21 protein-coding genes and 1 other annotated feature are annotated in these 19,782 nt (G+C 53.5%); of the genes, 3 read left to right on the forward strand and 18 right to left on the reverse strand.

What is annotated here, in order from left to right:
• Window positions 1–101 precede the first annotated feature (101 nt).
• From btuD to OCH02_RS07275, 4 genes are all read right to left on the reverse strand, one after another.
• Window positions 102–857 (reverse strand): vitamin B12 ABC transporter ATP-binding protein BtuD, encoded by a 756-nt coding sequence (gene btuD, locus OCH02_RS07260; RefSeq protein ID WP_261430584.1) that lies wholly within the window; start codon window positions 855–857, stop codon window positions 102–104.
• Between the two features lie 25 nt (window positions 858–882).
• Window positions 883–1,434 carry a glutathione peroxidase gene (locus OCH02_RS07265; protein ID WP_261430585.1) on the reverse strand — a complete coding sequence of 184 codons (552 nt, stop codon included), beginning with the start codon at window positions 1,432–1,434 and terminating at the stop codon, window positions 883–885.
• Window positions 1,435–1,475: 41 nt separating this feature from the next.
• Entirely contained in the window at window positions 1,476–2,483 is a 1,008-nt protein-coding gene (gene btuC, locus OCH02_RS07270) for a vitamin B12 ABC transporter permease BtuC (RefSeq protein ID WP_218217777.1), read from the reverse strand.
• 175 nt (window positions 2,484–2,658) lie between these two features.
• Window positions 2,659–3,099, reverse strand: a complete 441-nt coding sequence (locus OCH02_RS07275) for a DUF2502 domain-containing protein (RefSeq protein WP_261430586.1) — start codon at window positions 3,097–3,099, stop codon at window positions 2,659–2,661.
• A gap of 226 nt (window positions 3,100–3,325) precedes the next feature.
• Between OCH02_RS07275 and OCH02_RS07280 the strand changes: the two genes are divergently transcribed.
• Window positions 3,326–3,457, forward strand: coding sequence for a hypothetical protein (locus OCH02_RS07280; RefSeq protein WP_261430587.1), 132 nt, complete (start codon window positions 3,326–3,328; stop codon window positions 3,455–3,457).
• Between the two features lie 216 nt (window positions 3,458–3,673).
• On the opposite strand, the gene ihfA is transcribed toward OCH02_RS07280, so the two are convergent.
• The 9 genes from ihfA to OCH02_RS07325 all read right to left on the reverse strand — a co-directional run bounded on the left by ihfA (window position 3,674) and on the right by OCH02_RS07325 (window position 11,751).
• Window positions 3,674–3,970 carry an integration host factor subunit alpha gene (gene ihfA / locus OCH02_RS07285; protein ID WP_004943604.1) on the reverse strand — a complete coding sequence of 99 codons (297 nt, stop codon included), beginning with the start codon at window positions 3,968–3,970 and terminating at the stop codon, window positions 3,674–3,676.
• A 4-nt stretch (window positions 3,971–3,974) separates the two neighbouring features.
• Window positions 3,975–6,362 (reverse strand): phenylalanine--tRNA ligase subunit beta, encoded by a 2,388-nt coding sequence (gene pheT, locus OCH02_RS07290; RefSeq protein ID WP_261430588.1) that lies wholly within the window; start codon window positions 6,360–6,362, stop codon window positions 3,975–3,977.
• Between the two features lie 14 nt (window positions 6,363–6,376).
• A complete protein-coding gene (gene pheS, locus OCH02_RS07295) occupies window positions 6,377–7,360 on the reverse strand; it encodes a phenylalanine--tRNA ligase subunit alpha (RefSeq protein ID WP_012144881.1) in 984 nt (327 codons plus the stop codon).
• Between the two features lie 123 nt (window positions 7,361–7,483).
• Window positions 7,484–7,606: a sequence feature (Phe leader region), on the reverse strand.
• Window positions 7,558–7,602, reverse strand: a complete 45-nt coding sequence (gene pheM / locus OCH02_RS07300) for a pheST operon leader peptide PheM (RefSeq protein WP_197724622.1) — start codon at window positions 7,600–7,602, stop codon at window positions 7,558–7,560. It overlaps the preceding feature by 45 nt.
• A gap of 116 nt (window positions 7,607–7,722) precedes the next feature.
• A complete protein-coding gene (gene rplT / locus OCH02_RS07305; RefSeq protein ID WP_004943595.1) occupies window positions 7,723–8,079 on the reverse strand; it encodes a 50S ribosomal protein L20 in 357 nt (118 codons plus the stop codon).
• A gap of 43 nt (window positions 8,080–8,122) precedes the next feature.
• The gene (gene rpmI, locus OCH02_RS07310) at window positions 8,123–8,320 is read right to left on the reverse strand and encodes a 50S ribosomal protein L35 (RefSeq protein ID WP_004931418.1); all 198 of its coding nucleotides are present in this window, start codon (window positions 8,318–8,320) and stop codon (window positions 8,123–8,125) included.
• A 98-nt stretch (window positions 8,321–8,418) separates the two neighbouring features.
• Complete coding sequence (gene infC / locus OCH02_RS07315; protein ID WP_013812633.1) at window positions 8,419–8,970, reverse strand: translation initiation factor IF-3; 552 nt, start codon at window positions 8,968–8,970, stop codon at window positions 8,419–8,421.
• 3 nt (window positions 8,971–8,973) lie between these two features.
• A complete protein-coding gene (thrS, locus tag OCH02_RS07320) occupies window positions 8,974–10,902 on the reverse strand; it encodes a threonine--tRNA ligase (RefSeq protein ID WP_135316295.1) in 1,929 nt (642 codons plus the stop codon).
• 222 nt (window positions 10,903–11,124) lie between these two features.
• Window positions 11,125–11,751, reverse strand: a complete 627-nt coding sequence (locus tag OCH02_RS07325; protein WP_261430589.1) for a hypothetical protein — start codon at window positions 11,749–11,751, stop codon at window positions 11,125–11,127.
• A gap of 144 nt (window positions 11,752–11,895) precedes the next feature.
• Between OCH02_RS07325 and OCH02_RS07330 the strand changes: the two genes are divergently transcribed.
• Both OCH02_RS07330 and OCH02_RS07335 read left to right on the forward strand, forming a co-directional pair.
• Window positions 11,896–12,261: a hypothetical protein gene (locus OCH02_RS07330; RefSeq protein ID WP_261430590.1), complete on the forward strand. Its 366-nt coding sequence runs from the start codon at window positions 11,896–11,898 to the stop codon at window positions 12,259–12,261.
• 126 nt (window positions 12,262–12,387) lie between these two features.
• Window positions 12,388–13,077, forward strand: a complete 690-nt coding sequence (locus tag OCH02_RS07335) for a MarC family NAAT transporter (protein WP_315899165.1) — start codon at window positions 12,388–12,390, stop codon at window positions 13,075–13,077.
• A 35-nt stretch (window positions 13,078–13,112) separates the two neighbouring features.
• On the opposite strand, the gene OCH02_RS07340 is transcribed toward OCH02_RS07335, so the two are convergent.
• The 5 genes from OCH02_RS07340 to OCH02_RS07360 form a co-directional block, all read right to left on the reverse strand.
• Window positions 13,113–14,240: an ABC transporter substrate-binding protein gene (locus tag OCH02_RS07340; protein ID WP_261430591.1), complete on the reverse strand. Its 1,128-nt coding sequence runs from the start codon at window positions 14,238–14,240 to the stop codon at window positions 13,113–13,115.
• A 149-nt stretch (window positions 14,241–14,389) separates the two neighbouring features.
• Window positions 14,390–15,673 carry an HAAAP family serine/threonine permease gene (locus OCH02_RS07345; protein ID WP_261430592.1) on the reverse strand — a complete coding sequence of 428 codons (1,284 nt, stop codon included), beginning with the start codon at window positions 15,671–15,673 and terminating at the stop codon, window positions 14,390–14,392.
• A gap of 260 nt (window positions 15,674–15,933) precedes the next feature.
• Window positions 15,934–17,253 carry a c-type cytochrome gene (locus tag OCH02_RS07350; RefSeq protein ID WP_261430593.1) on the reverse strand — a complete coding sequence of 440 codons (1,320 nt, stop codon included), beginning with the start codon at window positions 17,251–17,253 and terminating at the stop codon, window positions 15,934–15,936.
• Window positions 17,254–17,264: 11 nt separating this feature from the next.
• Entirely contained in the window at window positions 17,265–19,046 is a 1,782-nt protein-coding gene (locus tag OCH02_RS07355; RefSeq protein WP_135316289.1) for a GMC family oxidoreductase, read from the reverse strand.
• Between the two features lie 2 nt (window positions 19,047–19,048).
• Window positions 19,049–19,774, reverse strand: coding sequence for a gluconate 2-dehydrogenase subunit 3 family protein (locus OCH02_RS07360; protein WP_261430594.1), 726 nt, complete (start codon window positions 19,772–19,774; stop codon window positions 19,049–19,051).
• Window positions 19,775–19,782: the final 8 nt, after the last annotated feature.

Genomic DNA, 19,782 nt, shown 5'->3' on the forward strand with positions numbered 1-19,782 from the left:
ATTTTATGGAACAAAGGGGAAATAAAGCCGGTCGTTACCCGGCTATTTATATCAGGTCCGTTTATTTTTCGTTTAAGTCGCATTTTCAATGCACTAACGCCTTATGCCGTCCTGGTCATAATCCAGCGCTGATCGCCTACCGCCTGCAGGTGAAAATCCACGTCATAGATCTGTGAAAGCAGTACCGGCTCCATCACTTCCCGCGTGGTTCCCTGTGCGACAAGACGCCCGGCATGCAGCAACCAGACCCGATCGGCCTGCTGCAAGGTATGATTAAGGTCGTGCGCGCAAACCAACGCGCTACGTCCACTCTGACAAAACTCACGCAGTAACCGATCCAGCGCTACTTTTTGCGCCACGTCCAGGCTATTGGTCGGTTCATCCAGTAGCAGCAGTTGGCTATGAGGATTGACCGTCGGCCAAACCTGTAACAATACCGCGGCCAACCGCACCCGCTGCCATTCACCGCCGGACAACTGAGTCAGCATGCGCGGCAGCTTGTCCATCAGTTTTAAACGCTGGCACAGATAAACAATGGTGCTCTCCAGCGCCTGCTCCGTGCTACCTGCAGGCCGGTGCAGTTCCAGATACTGAAATACCGGCATCAGCGCCACTGGCGGCTGTTGCTGGCTTAAGTAGGCGCGACGCAGGGCCAATTCATTGCCCTGATAACACGCCAGCGGCTGGTCTGCCAGCCGGATCTCGCCCGTGCCGGGCAGTATGCCCGCCAGGCAAGCCAGCAGTGTACTTTTGCCGGCACCGTTCGGACCAATAAGGTGAAACTGCAACCCAGCATCGACCTGTGCTGTAAATGGGGCCAGACGCCCTTCTACCCCAACCTGACTGAGTTGCAGCATTATGAATTATCGCTCCTTCTTTATATTACTCGGCCAACGCCTGTTTGACGGCGGCCACCAAAGCAGGATCTTCCGGTGTCATGTCCGGAGAGAAACGTTGGATCACCTTGCCATCACGTCCGATCAGGAATTTCTCAAAATTCCACAGAATGTCCCCGGTTTGCTTCGGTGCCCGACCTTTACTGCTCATACGTTCCAGGAATTCACTGCCCTGCGGCGCCACGGCTTGCGGTTCAGCGGCAATCAGTGCCTGGTACAGCGGATGGCGGTTTTCGCTGTTCACTTCAAGCTTGGCGAACATCGGGAACTCAACCCCAAAGGTGCCACGGCAAAACGCCAGGATCTCTTCGTTGCTGCCAGGCTCCTGCCCGAGGAACTCGTTGGATGGGAAGCCCAATACCTCAAAACCTTGGTCACGGTAGGTTCCGTATAGGGCTTCCAGCCCGGCATATTGCTTGGTCAGGCCGCATTCCGAAGCCACATTAACCACCAGCAACACGCGGCCTTTATATTTGCCCAGCGTGGTGGATTGATTCTCGATAGTGTTCAGCGGAATGTCATAAATCGCTTGAGTCATGAAGCTTATCCTCTTGTTTTACTTGCAGGTGAACAGAGAAACTACCTTAAGCTTTTTACCCGGGTCAGTAACCAGATAAATAGCGGTGCCCCCAGCGTGGCGGTCACCACGCCGATGGGTAATTCAGCCGACAGCAACGTAATACGCGCCACCACATCGGCCGCCAGTAACACACCGGCGCCGGCCAGTGCGCAGCCCGGCAATAAATATCGCTGATTGGTCAGGCCACTGAGACGCAGCATATGCGGTATGACCAGTCCGACAAAGCCAATCACCCCGGCTAAAGCCACACTGACGCCCACCAGCCAGCCGATGGCGAGCACCAATAGATTACGCCACAGATGCAGGGAAAGCCCAAGTTGACGCGCCTGTACTTCGCCCAGCGCCATAAAGTTTAGCGCCTTGCCCTGGCAACACAGCCAAAGCAGCACCGGTAACAATGCCAGCACCAGCCATTTTTGCCGCCAGTCTACACCGCCAAAACCGCCCATCATCCAGTACATCAGCTGGCGCAGATCCAGGCTGGAACTAAAATACACCGCCCAGGTCATCACCGCGCTACACACAATGCCCAAGGCAACCCCCACCAGCAGTAAACGCGCATTGGTCAGACGTTTTCGACGGGCAAAGCTCAGCAGCAAGAAGGTCATGATCAGCGCGCCGGCAATGGCGCTCAGGCTCATAAACGCTACCGGCAGCAGGCCGTTGCCCAGCAGCACCGTGAGCACCAGTGCCACCCCAGCCCCGTTGGCGACGCCCAGCAAACCCGGCTCAGCCAGTGGATTTTCAAACAGCGACTGCATTACGGCCCCGGCCACCGCCAGGCTGGCCCCCACCAACATCACTGCCAGCGCACGCGGCAGGCGTAATTGCCAGACAAACAGCTGCGCGGCTTCACCCGACCACTGTGAGGGCCAAAGCCAAACGTCACCCGCACTGAGGCTGAAAACAAAGGCCACGGCAACACCCAGCGTTAGCAGCAGCAGCTGGCGTTTATCGCGATGGCGTTGTTTGTGCAGCAATAAGGTAAAGGTCTGGCTGGCTGACATAGGCGTGGCGATTCCCTGCGGGCCGCCAAGGCGGCCGAATAATTGACGTCTGGGTCAAATATTAGGGGGTTAGTGCCCGAAGGGAAAGCATTGCATCAGGAGAATCACAGGAAAACAGCAGCTAATCCTGCCAGTCACCCGTAAGTGATGGCAAAATCAGCCGCCGTTGAATCAATTAGCGACGCGGGTCGTTATCGTTTTGCGGGTAAGGTTTGCCATGGCCATTGTCATTACCACGGTCATTGTCACGACCGCCGTTATCATGATGGTTACCATTGTCATGGTGGTCACCGTCGTTACGATTATCGCGTTCACCGTGGAACGGGTTACCATCCCGATCGGGGCCACGATGATCGTAGCCACGCGGCGGCGAGGATTGCCAGCGGCCACCATCCCAATACATACCCCGATTGTTGCGTTCCCCCATGCCACGCCCCTGGTGCTCATGCCACCATTGCGGTGGACGCCAGTCATAGCCATCCCAATAGTAGCCACGACGGTCCTGATCCCCCAGATGCACCGCAACCCCCGGCACGTTGATATCGATAGAGACATCCGCCTGCGCAGCCACCGGCAGCAATAGCGGTAAACACACCAGCAACAGGATCTTTTTCATTGTACGCTCCGACTTTATTTTTCTTGCTGAGGGGGTTATATCAGTGTGCTTATTTTACGCCTATCTCACCAATGCCTATTTTCGGATCGTTTTCATCTCCCTTACACATTCCATACATTTTATTTTTTGAATAAAACAGCCGCTAACAACATTTAACGAATAGCTGACACACCGAATGCCGCACGCTATTTATAATAAGAGCGACACCTACCAGAGAAATAATATTATGATTAAACGCATTGGACTGCTATTGACCGTTGCAGTACTGAGCACGGCGCTAAGCGCCTGCTGCTTCGGGCCTCACGGTGGTGGCCATCGTGGCGGTGGCGGACCGGGCCACTACTACAATCACTATTAACCTCCAGGGGCTTAGGCCCCTGATTTATTTCCACTCCCCATCAGAATATAAAATAAATATAAGAATAATCCGCAAACAATAAATTATTTAAATGTAAAGGGCTGACGTCAAGTTGATTGGATAGGCGTATTTATTTTCTATAGTCTAAGAATAAACCGAAAATTTCCTCTAAAAAGAAAAAGGCCGCAAAAGCGGCCTTTTTTGGTTTCACGCAACTTACTCTTTCGGGCTTGCGTTCTCTACCCGACTTTTCAGCTTTTGCCCTGGACGGAAAGTGACCACGCGACGCGCCGTAATCGGAATGTCTTCGCCGGTCTTCGGGTTACGCCCCGGACGTTGGTTCTTGTCACGCAAATCAAAATTGCCAAAACCTGACAGTTTAACCTGCTCACCGTTTTCCAGAGCACGACGAACCTCTTCGAAAAACAGTTCTACCAGGTCTTTGGCATCCCGTTTGCTAAGCCCAAGCTTTTCAAACAGGTGTTCTGACATTTCAGCTTTAGTAAGCGCCATAGGTTCAATCCCTCAAGGATGCTTGGAATCGCTGTTTTAGAGCCTCTACACATTTTGCAACGGTAACGGCTATCTCCTCTTCTTCCAGTGTACGAGCGGTATCCTGCAATACCAGACTGATAGCCAGGCTCTTATAACCCTCTGCCACGCCCTTGCCACGGTACACATCAAACAAGTTTACGCCAACTACCTGATTTGCGCCAACTTTCTTACACTCTGCCAAAATATCTTCTGCGGGGACATTTTCAGCCACCACAACGGCGATATCACGACGGTTTGCCGGGAAGCGAGAAATCTCCCGCGCCTGAGGTACGGCGCGGCTTGCGACCTTGTCCCACTCCAGTTCAAACACCACTGTGCGGCCGTTAAGATCCAGTTTACGTTCAAGTTCCGGATGAACTACACCGATGAAACCTACACGTTCACCCTGGAAATAAATCGCTGCGCTTTGCCCTGGATGCAAGGCCGGATTAGCCTCTGCCTTGAACTGAATTTCGGATAATTTACCGGTCAGCTCCAGGACAGACTCCAGATCCCCTTTTAAATCATAGAAGTCGACTGGCTTACGCGCCAGATCCCAATGCTCTTCATGCGTATGGCCCGCAATCACCCCTGCCAGCATGACATCCTGACGGATACCCAGATTTGCCGCAGTATCAGGGACAAAGCGCAGGCCACTTTCAAACAGGCGCAGGCGCGTCTGCTGGCGATTCTGGTTATAAACCACCGCAGACAACAAGCCGGTCCACAGCGACAAACGCATGGCGGACATTTCTACCGAGATTGGGCTTGGCAGGATCAGCACTTCTTCGCCCGGGTGCAACAAGGCCTGCACTTTAGGATCAACGAAGCTGTAGGTGATTGCTTCCTGATAACCGTGATCGACCAGCATGGTCTTCACGCGTTTCAGCGTCAGATCTGCTTCGCGATGCTTGGTCATGATCAGGTCAGCGCGCACCGGTACATCAGGAATGTTGTTGTAGCCGTAAACGCGCGCCACTTCTTCCACCAGGTCTTCTTCGATTTCCATATCGAAACGCCAGCTCGGCGCAACTGCCAGCCAGTTATCGCCCTGCTCGGTCACCTGGCAACCCAGACGACGCAAAATGTCACTGACCTGCTCGCTTGGCACCACATGGCCAATCAGGCGATCCAGTTTTTCACGACGTAAGCTAATGGTAGCGCGCTTCGGCAACTCACTTTCGGTGGTTACATCGATAACCGGACCGGCCTGGCCGCCGCAGATATCAATCAGGAGGCGAGTCGCACGCTCCATCGCTTTGTACTGCAGCGCCGGATCAACACCGCGCTCGTAACGATGAGAAGCATCAGTGTGCAGACCCTGACGACGTGCGCGGCCGGTTATGGCCAGCGGGTTGAAGAATGCACATTCCAGCAGTACGTCCTGGGTGGATTCATTTACCCCTGAGTGTTCACCACCGAAGATGCCGCCCATCGCCAGGGCTTTCTGGTGATCGGCAATCACTAAGGTATCGGTATTCAATTTGGCTTCGGTACCGTCCAGCAACGTCAGAGGCTCTCCAACGTTGGCCATACGCACCACAATACCGCCTTCGATGCGGCTCAGGTCGAAGGCATGCATTGGCTGCCCCAGTTCCAACAGCACGTAGTTGGTGACGTCTACCACCGCATCTATAGAACGAATGCCGCAGCGACGCAGCTTCTCGCGCATCCACAACGGGCTGGCAGCCTTGACGTCGATACCTTTCACTACGCGGCCAAGGTAACGCGGGCATGCCTGTGGCGCCTCTACGCGGATCGGCAGCGTATCGTTAATGGTGGCAGCAACCGGGCTCATGTCCGGTTCAGTCAGGGCAACCTGGTTCAATACACCAACATCGCGCGCCACGCCAATAATACCCAGGCAGTCGGCGCGGTTCGGCGTTACACTGATTTCGATCGCGTTGTCATCCAGCTTCAGATATTCACGGATATCGGTGCCAATCGGCGCGTCTTCCGGTAACTCAATGATACCGTCGTGATCGTCAGTAATACCCAGCTCGGAGAACGAGCAAAGCATCCCTTCCGATGGTTCACCGCGCAGTTTGGCGGCTTTGATTTTGAAATCGCCTGGCAACACCGCGCCCACAGTAGCAACCGCGACCTTCAGGCCTGTGCGGCAGTTTGGTGCACCACAGACGATATCCAGTAAGCGATCGCCGCCCACGTTGATTTTGGTCACGCGCAGTTTGTCGGCGTTCGGATGCTGACCGCACTCAACGACATGGCCCACGACGACGCCATTAAAGGCACCAGCTACTGGTTCCACACCGTCCACTTCCAGGCCGGCCATGGTGATTTGATCGGATAATGCTTCGCTGCTGATGGCCGGGTTTACCCACTCGCGCAACCAGAGTTCACTGAATTTCATGTAATATTCCCGCCTTACTTAAACTGTTTGAGGAAGCGCAGATCGTTTTCGAAGAACGCACGCAGGTCGGTAACGCCGTAACGCAGCATCGTCAGACGCTCCATACCCATACCGAAAGCGAAGCCGGAGTAAACTTCCGGATCGATACCCACGTTGCGCAGCACGTTCGGGTGAACCATGCCGCAGCCCAGAACTTCCAGCCACTTGCCGTTTTTGCCCATCACATCCACTTCAGCGGAAGGTTCGGTAAACGGGAAGTAAGACGGACGGAAACGAACCTGCAAATCTTCTTCAAAGAAGTTATTCAGGAAATCATGCAGCGTGCCCTTCAGGTTGGTGAAGCTGATGTCCTTGTCGACAATCAGGCCTTCCATCTGATGGAACATCGGAGTATGCGTCTGATCGTAGTCATTACGGTAAACACGACCCGGCGCAATAATGCGGATTGGCGGCTGCTGCTCCTTCATGGTGCGGATCTGCACGCCAGAAGTTTGAGTACGCAGTAAACGCGTAGCATCGAACCAGAAGGTATCGTGATCGGCGCGTGCCGGGTGGTGCCCCGGAATATTCAACGCGTCGAAGTTATGATAGTCGTCTTCAATCTCAGGCCCAGTTTCTACGGAGAAACCCAGTTCGCCGAAGAAGGCTTCAATTCGGTCGATGGTGCGGGTCACCGGATGCAGCCCACCGTTTTCCATACGACGGCCCGGCAGAGAAACGTCGATGGTTTCTGCCGCCAGGCGCTCATTCAACGCAGCAGACTCCAGCGCATTCTTACGCGCGTTCAGCGCTTCCTGTACCGCCTGCTTTGCCTGGTTGATCACCGCCCCGGCCGCCGGGCGATCTTCTGCCGGCACGTCACGCAGCGATTGCATCTGTAAGGTAAAATGGCCTTTCTTGCCTAAATATTCGACGCGTACCAAATCTAACGCGGCAACATCCTGGGCATCTTCTACGGCTGCCTTGGCATTGGCAACCAGCTCTGCGAGATGTGGCATTGCTTTCCTCTTCCTCTGGCCGATATGGCTCTAAGTAATTGTTATCTATTATTCGAACACGCCTTTGGCTCAACTCCAAAGCATTTTAAGTTATAGCCCGGCAAATGACTGGAGATGGCCAAAAACAAAAAAGCCTCCACAGGGGAGGCTTAGGCGCTACTTTTCGTTTATTCTCTTACGCGCAAAGCCTCCTGAAATCAGGCGCTAAAGTAAAAAAAGAAACGAAAAATAACAGAGTTCATGATTGCGTTACCTTGTCGATGATTGTCCACCAGAGATACGGCGGCGGTCAATAAAAGTCAGTATTTGTAGCTGAAAAACAAAGATTAAAGAGGGAGCAAGCTCCCTCTTTAATAACTGACTTACGCCAGTGCTGCTTTCGCTTTCTCGACCAGTGCGCCAAAGGCCACTTTGTCGAAGACTGCGATGTCAGCCAGGATCTTACGGTCAATTTCAATAGAAGCTTTTTTCAAGCCGTTAATGAATTTGCTGTAAGACAGGCCGTTCACACGAGCAGCTGCGTTGATACGTGCAATCCACAGCTGACGGAACTGACGCTTACGTTGACGACGGTCACGGTAAGCATACTGACCTGCTTTGATTACTGCCTGGAAGGCAACACGATAAACGCGCGAACGGGCACCGTAGTAACCTTTCGCTTGTTTTAAAATTTTCTTGTGACGTGCGCGTGCAATTACACCACGTTTTACGCGAGCCATATGCTCTCTCCTAAAGTCTTATTCTAGATTCAAAAAAAATGGCTTATGCGTACGGCAGGCACGCGGTAACCAGGACCAGATCGTTTTTAGACACCATGCCTTTCGGACGCAGGTGACGTTTACGCTTGGTTGCTTTTTTGGTCAGAATATGACGCAGGTTAGCATGCTTGCGCTTAAAACCACCGCTGCCGGTTTTTTTGAAGCGTTTGGCTGCACCACGTACAGTTTTAATCTTTGGCATTTTAATTAAATCCACTTCGCATTGTTAAACAACGAATCAGTTAGGCGAATAAAACCCACACAACGCAAGCGCTGCGTGGGTTTTATTACTTGGAGGCCTTACTGCCTCTTCTTCGGTGCGAGCACCATGATCATCTGACGGCCTTCGATCCTCGTAGGGAAGGATTCGACAATGGCCAAATCAGAATCTTCACACAGGTCTTTACGGACGCGGTTAAGCACTTCCATACCGATCTGTTGGTGCGCCATCTCACGCCCACGGAAACGCAGGGTGATTTTGGCTTTATCGCCATCTTCAAGAAAGCGAATCAGGTTGCGTAGTTTTACCTGATAGTCGCCATCATCGGTACCAGGACGGAATTTGATTTCCTTGACCTGAATAACTTTTTGCTTCTTCTTCTGTTCTTTTGTCGACTTGCTCTTCTCGTAGAGGAATTTGCCGTAATCCATGATTCGACAAACTGGCGGTTCGGCATTTGGGCTGATTTCTACTAAATCAACGCCCGCTTCCTCAGCTTTTTCAAGAGCTTCATTCAGACTGACAATACCAATCTGCTCGCCATCGACGCCGGTTAGGCGAACTTCTTGCGCGCGAATTTCTCTGTTAATGCGATTAGGACGCGCCGGTTGAACTCGTTTTCCGCCTTTAATACTTTATTCCTCCAGTTGATGAAGACTACGGCTGCGAATCTCTTTTAGCAGCTTGTCTACGACTTCATTTACGTCCAGGCTTCCCAAGTCTTTGCCACGGCGGGTACGAACGGCAACTTTGCCTGATTCGACCTCTTTATCACCGCACACCAACATGTAAGGAACCCGTCGTAAAGTATGTTCGCGAATTTTAAAGCCAATCTTCTCATTTCTCAAGTCCGCTTTAACGCGAATACCTGCTTCCTGCAATTTTTTGGTCAATTGCTGGACATAATCAGACTGGCTGTCGGTGATATTCATCACCACCACCTGTACCGGAGCAATCCAGGTTGGGTAGAACCCTGCGTATTCTTCGGTAAGGATACCGATGAAACGCTCCATGGAGCCCAAAATAGCACGGTGAATCATTACCGGGACCACGCGATCGTTGTTTTCGCCAACATACGATGCGCCTAAACGGCCCGGTAAGAAGAAATCGAGCTGCACGGTACCACATTGCCATGCACGATCCAAACAATCATGCAGAGTAAATTCAATTTTAGGTCCGTAGAAGGCACCCTCACCCGGCTGATATTCAAACGGAATCCCGTTTTCAGTCAGCGCAGCGGCCAGATCCTCTTCCGCGCGAGTCCACATATCGTCAGTACCAATGCGCTTCTCAGGACGGGTAGACAGTTTTACCGCAATCTTGTCGAAGCCAAAGGTGCCGTAAACATCGTAGACCATTCTGATGCATTCGTTTACTTCGGCACGCACCTGCTCTTCAGTACAGAAGATATGGGCGTCATCCTGAGTAAAACCACGCACGCGCATCAGGCCATGCAGCGAACCTGAAGGTTCGTTACGGTGGCAGCTGCCGAACTCGCCCATACGCAGCGGCAAATCACGGTATGACTTCAGGCCCTGGTTAAAGATCTGCACGTGACCCGGGCAGTTCATCGGCTTGATGCAATACTCGCGGTTCTCCGACGAGGTGGTGAACATAGCGTCTTTATAGTTTTCCCAGTGGCCGGTTTTTTCCCACAGCACACGGTCCATCATAAATGGCCCTTTCACTTCCTGATACTGGTATTCCTTGAGCTTCATGCGCACAAAAGCTTCCAGCTCGCGGAAAATAGTCCAGCCATCGTTGTGCCAGAACACCATGCCCGGCGCTTCTTCCTGCATATGGTACAGGTCGAGCTGCTTGCCGATCTTGCGGTGGTCACGCTTGGCGGCTTCTTCCAGACGCTGCAGGTAGGCATTCAGCTGTTTCTTGTCTGCCCAGGCAGTACCGTAGATGCGTTGCAGCATTTTATTTTTGCTGTCGCCACGCCAGTAAGCGCCTGAAGTTTTCTGCAGTTTGAAATGATGACAGAAACGCATGTTCGGCACGTGCGGCCCACGGCACATGTCGACATATTCTTCATGGTGATACAGGCCAGGACGGTCGTCATGGCTGATGTTCTCATCCAGAATTGCCACTTTGTAGTCTTCACCACGCGCAGCAAAGGTATCGCGAGCTTCTTGCCAACTAACCTTTTTCTTGATGACGTCATAATCTTTGTCGGCCAACTCATGCATCCGCTTTTCCAGCAGATCCAGGTCTTCCTGTGTCAGGGTACGGTCAATATCAACGTCATAATAGAAACCATTGTCGATCACTGGGCCGATCGCCATTTTGGTGTCTGGCCACAGTTGTTTGATCGCATGGCCCAACAGGTGCGCACAGGAGTGGCGCATGATTTCCAGACCTTCGGCGTCCTTGATGGTGATGATCGCCAGTTGCGCATCTGATTCGATCAGATCGCCGGCATCGACCAACTCACCGTTTACACGGCCGGCAATACAGGCTTTCGCCAGGCCAGGGCCGATATCAAGGGCAACATCCAGAGGGGAAACAGGGTTTGCGAAATGACGCTGACTGCCGTCAGGAAGAGTAATAACAGGCATTAATAATTCCTTATCTACAGTGGTGACCCACACGACAGATCACATGCAGTACGAAAATTGGGTTGGGATTTAGTCAGTTAGGTTTCAGATCTCGCCCACAATTGCCAGATTGATGCCTAACCGGGTACACAGAATGGAAAGCATACCTTCACAGCCATATTTGGCTAAGTGGATACTATCACTAAAATTGTTTCGGATAAATAAACTGCAATTCAGATCCCGTCATCGAATAGCCACAGTTCGCGACGATAAATAGCCTTTCAGGTAACCGAGGGTAGCAATCAGGCACAGGGAATACCCCAAGACTTCACAGCCTTCTTCTACCATATTCTTCACCACCCGGTTGTAACCATCGAGCATCAATGTCTGCCACAGTAAACTGATGCCGAACAGCCGTGAAAATACCAAGATACACAGCAAACCAGCGCACATCATGCCGTAGCTCGGATGCGTTACAAAATGCACCAGCCCCTGCAATGTGGCCGCGACGTGACGTGATGCATACCCCAAACAAATCAGTGCAACCGCCAGAGCAAACCAAAGCCAGGCCCCATGCCAAAGCCTATCAAAAGCAAAATCCATCTCTCGAATCAACATGCACAGAAAGAAACCCCCGATCAACATCCATGCTGGCCGATAAACAGCATCCCTGTATGCCGCAATGAAAAAACTGGATGCGATAGCGGCAAGGATCAATTCCTGAGCGACTTCAGTTAACGAGGTTTCAAAAACAAAATTATGCAGCCAATGCACGTCGATAAACATCAGGCCCACCAAGCCAGCCACTAGCAGGCTGCAAAGCAGAAAGTGGCTTACTTTTCCCAGTAAAATTTGCAGATTATGTTTCATAGTCACTCTCGTTATTATTTAAAGCGTGCCTATGGTATTCGTCGGTACCTGGGGATCGTGGCAATTAATGCGAAATGGAACCAACTCGGGACCAACTCGCGGTGAAAGGGCCATAAAAAACAAAAACAACCCGCAAAACACCCTATGACAGTGCCGAAAATCACCGTATCGGAGCACGATAGAAAGAGCATCGCTGTTTTTCCCACTGACAAATCAGCTATGGCGAACATGCCCCGCTCCCGCTATTCTGATGCCACTAACGGCAGAGTTGAGACAGCATCCCGCATCATGAATCGGTTATTGAAGTTACTCGTTGGCGTCTGCATCCTGCTGGTGGCTATTTTTGCATTGTTACACCTGGGGGCAGACCGCCACCCAAGAGCCATTGCGGTTAACGAGCCGCCCATCGAGTGTGAAGATACGCAGGAGATAACCAGCGATTGTGTGAATGATGATGATGCCAACACTGACGTGCTTCCCGAGTTGACCCCCTCCAGCACTCAGGGATAATGAGCTGCAAACGCCATTCCTCTCTATTTACAGGTCGCTTTCCTCTCGTTGCCGCTGAACACGCGGCAGGTTAGGGTAAGACTTTTATGCGGCGTCACAACAATCATTGAAACAGGAAGTCTACCCATGACGAGTATTCTGCAGTTATTCCAGGCCATTGGACTGGGTTTGGTGCTACTGCTGCCGCTGGCCAATCCACTCACCACGGTCGCGCTGTTGCTCGGTCTTTCGGGCAATATGACGCGTGAAGAGCGCAACCAGCAATCGCTGATGGCTTCGGTCTACGTGTTCTTTATTATGACGGTGGCGTTCTATGCCGGCCAGTTGGTCATGAACACCTTCGGTATCTCTATTCCCGGCTTGCGGATCGCCGGTGGGCTGATTGTGGCCTTTATTGGCTTTCGCATGCTGTTCCCACAGCAAAGTGCGGATGAGGCCCCAGAGGTTGAAAGCAAAAGCATTGAGCTGCGCAAAAAAACCTCGACCAATATCGCCTTTGTGCCGCTGGCAATGCCCAGCACCGCCGGTCCGGGAACCATTGCGATGATCATCAGCTCGGCATCGAGCGTCAAAGAGAACACCCTGGGGTTTGCGCACTGGGTGCTGCTGGTCGCGCCAGTGGCCATCTTTCTGACGGTAGCCCTGATTTTATGGGCTTGCCTGCGCAGCTCTGGCGCCATCATGAAGCTGGTGGGTCAAAGCGGCATCGAGGCGATCTCACGCCTGATGGGATTCCTGCTGGTGTGTATGGGCGTGCAATTTATTATCAACGGCATATTGGAGATCATCTCCACCTATACCCCAGCCGTTGCCTGACCCATGAATACGGGCGCTACCCGCGCCCGCTTCACTTACTTACCTGCCGGCGCCTGCGCGCCTAAAATGCCCTTACCTTCCGGCACTTCGGTAAAACGACTGAGGATCTCGCTGTAGGTTTTCGCCGGATCCAAATCCTGGAACTGGTTCGGGTAGATAAACTTCGCCAAATACTCCAGCCCAACGATATTGTACGGGTGGTTGTAGAAATTGTGATAGATGCCGTAGAAGCGGCCGTCTTTTACCGCCGAAAGCTGAGCAAAGCCTGGGCGCTGTTTCATTCTGTTGAATGCAGCATCCACCTGCTGTTGCGTCACACCATAGCCAAAAGGCACCGCGGCGTTGGTTTTACTCGCCCACTGGGAGCCTGAGACAATATAGGCATCCGGCTTCATGCTGATCACTTTTTCAAGCGATACGTCGCCCGTCGCGCCCGGTAACAGTTCCGACCCCAGGTTGCGTGCGCCTACCGCCTCAATCATCCCACCCCAGCCAACATGGGCATGGGTGAAACAGCAAGACTCCAGCCCGTTTAGGCCTGCTTTGGCCTCAATAAACACCAGCGGCTTTGGCTCCACCGTTTTGGTTTTATCGAGGATGCTCTGATAGTGCTGCTGATAAAAGTCAGTGTACTGTTTCGCTTCACCTTCACGGTTTAGAGTTTCCCCCAGCAAGGTAATGCTTTTCGGGGTGTTCTCCACCGGTTTCAGCATGGTATCGATAAACAACACCGGGATATTCAGCGCTTGCAACTTGTCGAGTACGCCAGTCTGGCTCAGAGAAGGTTTGGAGCGTAGCTGCGCCACCATCAGATCAGGGTGTTGGGCGATAACGCTTTCCAGGTTAATCTCACCCTTGTCGCTAAACCCCATATCGATAATGTTCTTGGCTTCTGGCCACTTGCTTTGCAGAATTTTCCAGGTCTCGCCATCGCTCTTCTTTAGCAGGTTGTTCCACGCCACCAGTCGGGTAAAGGGATCGGCACGGTCCAGCAAGGCCAACGTCAGAATATCGCGCCCATCCTGCACCACAATGCGTTTCGGCTCTTGTTTAATCGTCAAGGTTTGACCGGCAGTATCAGTCAGGGTGAGTGGATAAGTGGTCGCCATCACCTGAGTAGAAAAGGCGCAGGCGAAAGCCAACAGGGTCATTCGACGGTACACGTGACACTCCTTAGCGTGGGAAATTAATCCGGAAATAATAATGAGAATGGCTCACATTATCAAAGAGAACGCCGGGAGTGTTTTCGGTTAATTGAAAAGAGATGTGAACAGCAACAAGGGGGTGCGCCGGAACCGGCGCACCCGTCAGGTTAAATCAGGCCGTAAATCAGCGCCGACAGCGCAATCAGCCCCATCACCAGCACAAATACATTGCTCAGCGCGCGGTAACGACGCATGGCGGGTACCCTACGCACCGCATACATCGGCAAAATAAACAGGATTGCCGCGATCAGCGGGCCGCTGATGGTTTCAATAATATGCAACGCACTCGGATTCCAGACCGTCGCTGCCCAGGTCAACAGGAATAACAACACGCCAGAAATACGGTGCGTTATGCGCGAGCTTAGCGGTTTGCCGACTGCGCGCGTCAGGCCGTCAATCAAACTGGTCGCCCCTTCGGTCACCCCCAGTGAGGTACCCAGATAGGACTTGGCCATCGCCAGCATCGCCATCATCGGCCCCAAATACGCGATCAACGGGTTGGAAAATTTGTTCGCCAGCGTGGTCAGCACGGTAATGTTTTGATCTTTCGCCTGCTGCATATCCTCGTGGGACAGGCTCAGCACGCAGCTGAAGACAAAGAACAACACGGTGACGCAGATCAGCACGTAACTGTAGCGCATGATTCGCGCGCAGCGGCGTTCAGCCAGTTCGCCATACAGGCTCTTTTGGGTTGAGGCAAAGGACGAAATAATCGGCGCATGACTAAAGGAAAACACCATGACCGGTACCGCCAGCCACAACGAATGCCACAGATCCGGGCTACTGAACTGAGTGTTCGCCAGCCCACTGACAAAGTTGGCGGTTTGCCAGGTCGGCATCAGGTACAGCGAAATGCCCATCAAAAATACCAGCAATGGAAAGACCAGTATGCCCATCGCCGATACGATGCCGTCTTTACCGCGCAGCAGCACCAGGTTCAGCACCACTACCACCGCCAGGCTCAGCCAGATACGTGGGGGTGACGTCAGGTGAAATTGATGAGTCAGGAAGCTGTCCAGCGCGTTGGTAATCGAAATGCTGTACACCAGCACGATCGGGAAGAACGCCATCAGGTACAGCACCATGATGATTTTACCGGCCAGCACGCCAAAGTGCTCGACCACCACATCATGGATATTGCCGTCACGGCTGGAGCCGGAAAGCACAAAGCGGCTCAGTGCGCGATGCGGTAAATAAGTCAGTGGAAAGGCAAACACGGCCATCAGCAACAGCACCAGTGGGCCATTTAAGCCGGCATTAATCGGCAGAAACAACGTACCAGCCCCCACCGCAGTGGCGTAGAGACCAAACATCCAGACGGTGTCCGTCTTGTTCCATTTGCCCGGCTGGGCGGAAGCCAGCGTGCCTGAATCAGGAGAAATCGTACTCATAGGAAAGCTTACCTTAATCTGCAGCGACAACGATTGCGCCTAACGGGATATCCTTCTCCGCGAATTTTTAATAATAATCAGTTAGTTAACTCAGAATTTCATTCTTATGCCTGGTAAAAGGACGGCAAAGGATAATTAAAAACGTTGCCCAGGTCTATCTTTCACTGGTTGAGTGGCTGTTTCGCGAACAATAATCGCTGTGAAAATCGACTGAGAAGCACAAAAAACCGGGGCCTCGAACGAGGCCCCGGGAGGATGACTTACTTGTTGGCGTCCGGATGTTCCGGTACGGCGGCGCTCCCCATCTCCTTCTGGTCTTTACGCACGCTGGCCACGTCTGAGGCGCTGACCGGCTTGGCGCTGTTACCCCAGCTTGAGCGAATGAAGTTAACCACTTCCGCTACCTGCTGGTCGTTCAGGCGCCAGCCAAACGGTGGCATGGTGATGTTGGAAACCGCCCCCTTCACCGCCGGCGTGGTGTTACCGGTCAGCACGATGTGGATCAGCGAGGTCGCATCTTCGGTCTGTACCACCGGGTTGCCCTTCAGCGCCGGGAAGGCACGCTTGTAACCCACACCATCGGTACGGTGGCAGGCGGCACAGTTATCGACGTACAGCGCCGCGCCGGGCTTGCTGTCGTCACCGCGCCACAGATCCTTGGCTACGCTGTCTTCTACCGGTGCGGCCTGTTGTTTGCCGTCTTTCGGCGGCAGCGTTTTCAGGTAGCGCGAAATCGCCGTCAGATCTTCATCGCTGAGATACTGCAGGCTATGCTCAACCACGTCGCTCATGCCGCCAAACACGATGGACTTATCGTTACGACCGGTTTTCAGGAACTCGGTCAGTTCGGCCTCGCTCCAGGTTCCCAGCCCATCCTTATTGTCACCGCGCAGGCTGGATGCCACCCAACCGTCGATCGGCGCATTGCTGCCGGACAGGTAGTTGTCACCGTCGTTATTGCTCAGCGCTTTTTCCTGCATGGTAATGCTACGTGGCGTATGGCAGGCACCGCAGTGGCCCAACCCTTCCACCAGATAGCGACCCCGCTCAATCACCGGATCGGCCTTGGTGTCCGCCACAAAGTCCGCCGGTGATGGCGCAAACATGCCGCGCCAGATACTCAGCGGCCAACGCATTGACAGCGGCCAGGGGATGTCGGAATCCTTGTTGGCCTGTTCTACCGCCGGTACGCCGTGCATGAAGTAGGCATACATGGCGCGCATGTCATCCTCTTTCACCAGCGCAAACGACGGATACGGCATCGCCGGGTACAGGGTGCTGCCGTTTTTGGCGACGCCCTTGCGTACCGCATTATCGAAGTCTTCGAAGCTGTAATCGCCGATGCCGGTTTTCTTGTCCGGTGAGATATTGGTGGAGTAAATGGTGCCGATCGGCGTTTCCATCGCCAGCCCACCGGCAAACTCTTTACCGCTTTTGCCGTTGGTATGGCAGGCTACGCAGTCACCGGCACGCGCCAAATACTCGCCGCGTTTGATCAACTCGCTGCTGACCGTGGCGTCCTGCGCCCAGACGGAAAAACTCAGTGCACTGAGAACCAGTGCGGGAACAAATGCTTTCATCAATCGCGTCCTTATGCCTGCACCAAAGGGCCTGGGTTTTTCAGATACTGCTCGCGAATAGCACGTGCAGACCAGTAAGCCAACGCGGCCACGGTGCCGGTCGGGTTGTAACCCAGCCCCTGCGGGAAAGCCGACGCGCCGATCGAGAACACGTTATGGACGTCCCAGCTTTGCAAATAGCGGTTCACCGCGCTGGTCTTCGGATCTTCGCCCATCACCGCACCGCCGTTCATATGGGTGGTTTGGTAGCTGGTGGTATCGAAATGACTGTTGGCATTTTTCGGGCTGCCAGAAATCAATTTCGGGTTCATGGCCTTGGCGATCGGGGCCATTTTGTCGTACATAAATTGCGCCATCTTGATGTCGTTTTCCTGCCAGTCGAACGTCATGCGCAGCAGCGGCTGGCCGAACACGTTCTTGTAGGTAGGATCGAGATCCAGATAGTTGCTGCGATAAGACTGGTGCGCGCCATGGGCATCCATCGAGACATGATGGGTATAGGCATCGGCCACTGCCGCTTTCCACTTACTGCCCCAGGCCGGGGTGCCCGGAGGGGTTGGCAAGCCGGAGATCGGTTTGGTGCCAGCCTGGTTGACCCAGAACGGCGAACCGCCAACGAAGCCAGCCTCGGCATGGTCAAAGTTGTCGGCATTGAAGTCGTCTACGCCCACACCATTACCACCGGCACCGATGAACGGGTTGGTAAACACGTCCTTGTCGAAAAACGCCTTGATGGTGGTCAGATTTTGGTACGCGAAGTTGCGCCCAACCACACCTTCACCGGTCACCGGATCGTAAGGTTTACCAATGCCGGACAGCAGCATCAGGTGAACATTGTGGAACTGGAAGGCACCCAGGATCACCAGTTCGGCCGGCTGTTCGACTTCACGGCCCTGCGCATCGATATAATTCACACCGGTTGCGCGAGATTTATCGTCGGTCAGGTTCACCTTCAACACGTTGGCGTTGGTGCGCAACTCGAAGCGTTTCTCCATGCGCAACGCCGGCAGAATATTGACGTTCGGCGAGGCCTTGGAATACATATAGCAGGCGTAACCACTGCAGAAACCACAGAAGTTGCACGGCCCCATCTGCGCGCCATACGGATTGGTGTAGGAATCCGAAGTGTTGGCAGAAGGCAGGTTATAAGGGTGGTAGCCCACGTCACGCGCAGCTTTCTCGAACATTTGCGCCGAGAAAGTATTCTTCTGCGCCGGCAACGGGAAGTTGTCGGAACGGTCTGCCGCGAAGGGATTACCGCCCTTAGGTGCCATTTTCTGGCCCTTGACGGTCCAGGCGGTGCCGGAGGTGCCGAACACTTTCTCCGCCTTGTCGAAGAAGGGTTCCAGCTCGTCATAGGTGACACCGAAGTCCTGGATGGTCATGTCCTTCGGGATGAAGCTTTTGCCATAACGTTCTTCATAGTGGCTACGCATGCGCAGCTCGATAGGATCGATGCGGAAATGCACGCCAGACCAGTGCAGGCCTGCACCACCCACGCCGGTACCCGGCAGGAACGCCGCCAACTGGCGGTAAGGCACCGCCGTCTGGCTGGTATTGTGACGAATGGTCACGGTGCTTTTTGACAAATCCTGGAACAGCTTGCGGCGAATGTTATAGGTCAGTTCGTCGATCACCTGCGGGTAGGAGCCGTCCGGATAGGTATCGCGCATCGGGCCGCGTTCCAACGCCACCACGTTGAGGCCAGCCTCGGTCAGTTCTTTGGCCATAATAGCGCCCACCCAACCGAAGCCGACGATCACCGCGTCTACTTTTTTCATTACCGTTGCCATTGTTACCCCCTCTCCCCACGAATTGATACCGGGGGTAAGGGATAACGTTCCCCTCGCTCAACCCAGTCCATAAAGTCGGCGCGCGCGCCCGGAAAATTAATCAGCTTCCAACCGACCATGTCTTTATTGCCGCCATGGATCGGATCGCTGAAGAAACCTTCGCGGGTGTTTTGCAACAAATAGGAGAAGAACAGCTTGGCAGGCAACTGCGAAAACTCAGCTTCGCCTGACTCAAATTTCTGCAACAGCGCGTCCTGCTGTGCGGCATCCAGATCGGCAAAAGCTTTACCGGCGGTTTTCTTGCAGTAGGCATCGGCATCGGCGATACCCAGGTTGTAGATCTGTTTCGGCACCAGTGGCAGTTGGTAACCCATTTCCTTCGGTACATCCGGGTTAAACGGCCCCTGCATATACCAGATGGATCCGGTCGCGTACGGGGTATTCATCTGACGATCGATAAACTCCGGCACGCCGGCTTCCAGCGCACCTGGGCCACGATCGTCGGCCGGAATCAGGCGTGCCACCGCCGCCTTGACAAAGGCCCACTCTTCCGGGGTAAAGAAGGTAGGCTGGTAGTCGCTTGTTTTTGGGGTGTCTGTTGCCGCGACCGCCGGTATTGAGGCTGTCAGCGCGCTTACGCCACTGCCGCCAATCACCGCTGCGGGAATTAAAGTCATCGATTTCAGCAGGAAATCGCGCCGTGAATTGTTAGTTTTATCGTCCGACATATCACATT

Origin of the sequence: Serratia quinivorans, assembly GCF_946227985.1 — a bacterium.
Lineage (GTDB): Bacteria > Pseudomonadota > Gammaproteobacteria > Enterobacterales > Enterobacteriaceae > Serratia > Serratia quinivorans_A.

Bases quoted from the DNA above. Each gene is read 5' to 3' on its own strand.
- btuD (WP_261430584.1), bottom strand. From the start codon at position 857: ATGCTGCAACTCAGTCAGGTTGGGGTAGAAGGGCGTCTGGCCCCATTT.
- OCH02_RS07265 (WP_261430585.1), bottom strand. From the start codon at position 1,434: ATGACTCAAGCGATTTATGACATTCCGCTGAACACTATCGAGAATCAA.
- btuC (WP_218217777.1), bottom strand. From the start codon at position 2,483: ATGTCAGCCAGCCAGACCTTTACCTTATTGCTGCACAAACAACGCCAT.
- OCH02_RS07275 (WP_261430586.1), bottom strand. From the start codon at position 3,099: ATGAAAAAGATCCTGTTGCTGGTGTGTTTACCGCTATTGCTGCCGGTG.
- OCH02_RS07280 (WP_261430587.1), top strand. From the start codon at position 3,326: ATGATTAAACGCATTGGACTGCTATTGACCGTTGCAGTACTGAGCACG.
- ihfA (WP_004943604.1), bottom strand. From the start codon at position 3,970: ATGGCGCTTACTAAAGCTGAAATGTCAGAACACCTGTTTGAAAAGCTT.
- pheT (WP_261430588.1), bottom strand. From the start codon at position 6,362: ATGAAATTCAGTGAACTCTGGTTGCGCGAGTGGGTAAACCCGGCCATC.
- pheS (WP_012144881.1), bottom strand. From the start codon at position 7,360: ATGCCACATCTCGCAGAGCTGGTTGCCAATGCCAAGGCAGCCGTAGAA.
- rplT (WP_004943595.1), bottom strand. From the start codon at position 8,079: ATGGCTCGCGTAAAACGTGGTGTAATTGCACGCGCACGTCACAAGAAA.
- rpmI (WP_004931418.1), bottom strand. From the start codon at position 8,320: ATGCCAAAGATTAAAACTGTACGTGGTGCAGCCAAACGCTTCAAAAAA.
- thrS (WP_135316295.1), bottom strand. From the start codon at position 10,902: ATGCCTGTTATTACTCTTCCTGACGGCAGTCAGCGTCATTTCGCAAAC.
- OCH02_RS07325 (WP_261430589.1), bottom strand. From the start codon at position 11,751: ATGAAACATAATCTGCAAATTTTACTGGGAAAAGTAAGCCACTTTCTG.
- OCH02_RS07330 (WP_261430590.1), top strand. From the start codon at position 11,896: ATGACAGTGCCGAAAATCACCGTATCGGAGCACGATAGAAAGAGCATC.
- OCH02_RS07335 (WP_315899165.1), top strand. From the start codon at position 12,388: ATGACGAGTATTCTGCAGTTATTCCAGGCCATTGGACTGGGTTTGGTG.
- OCH02_RS07345 (WP_261430592.1), bottom strand. From the start codon at position 15,673: ATGAGTACGATTTCTCCTGATTCAGGCACGCTGGCTTCCGCCCAGCCG.
- OCH02_RS07350 (WP_261430593.1), bottom strand. From the start codon at position 17,253: ATGAAAGCATTTGTTCCCGCACTGGTTCTCAGTGCACTGAGTTTTTCC.
- OCH02_RS07355 (WP_135316289.1), bottom strand. From the start codon at position 19,046: ATGGCAACGGTAATGAAAAAAGTAGACGCGGTGATCGTCGGCTTCGGT.
- OCH02_RS07360 (WP_261430594.1), bottom strand. From the start codon at position 19,774: ATGTCGGACGATAAAACTAACAATTCACGGCGCGATTTCCTGCTGAAA.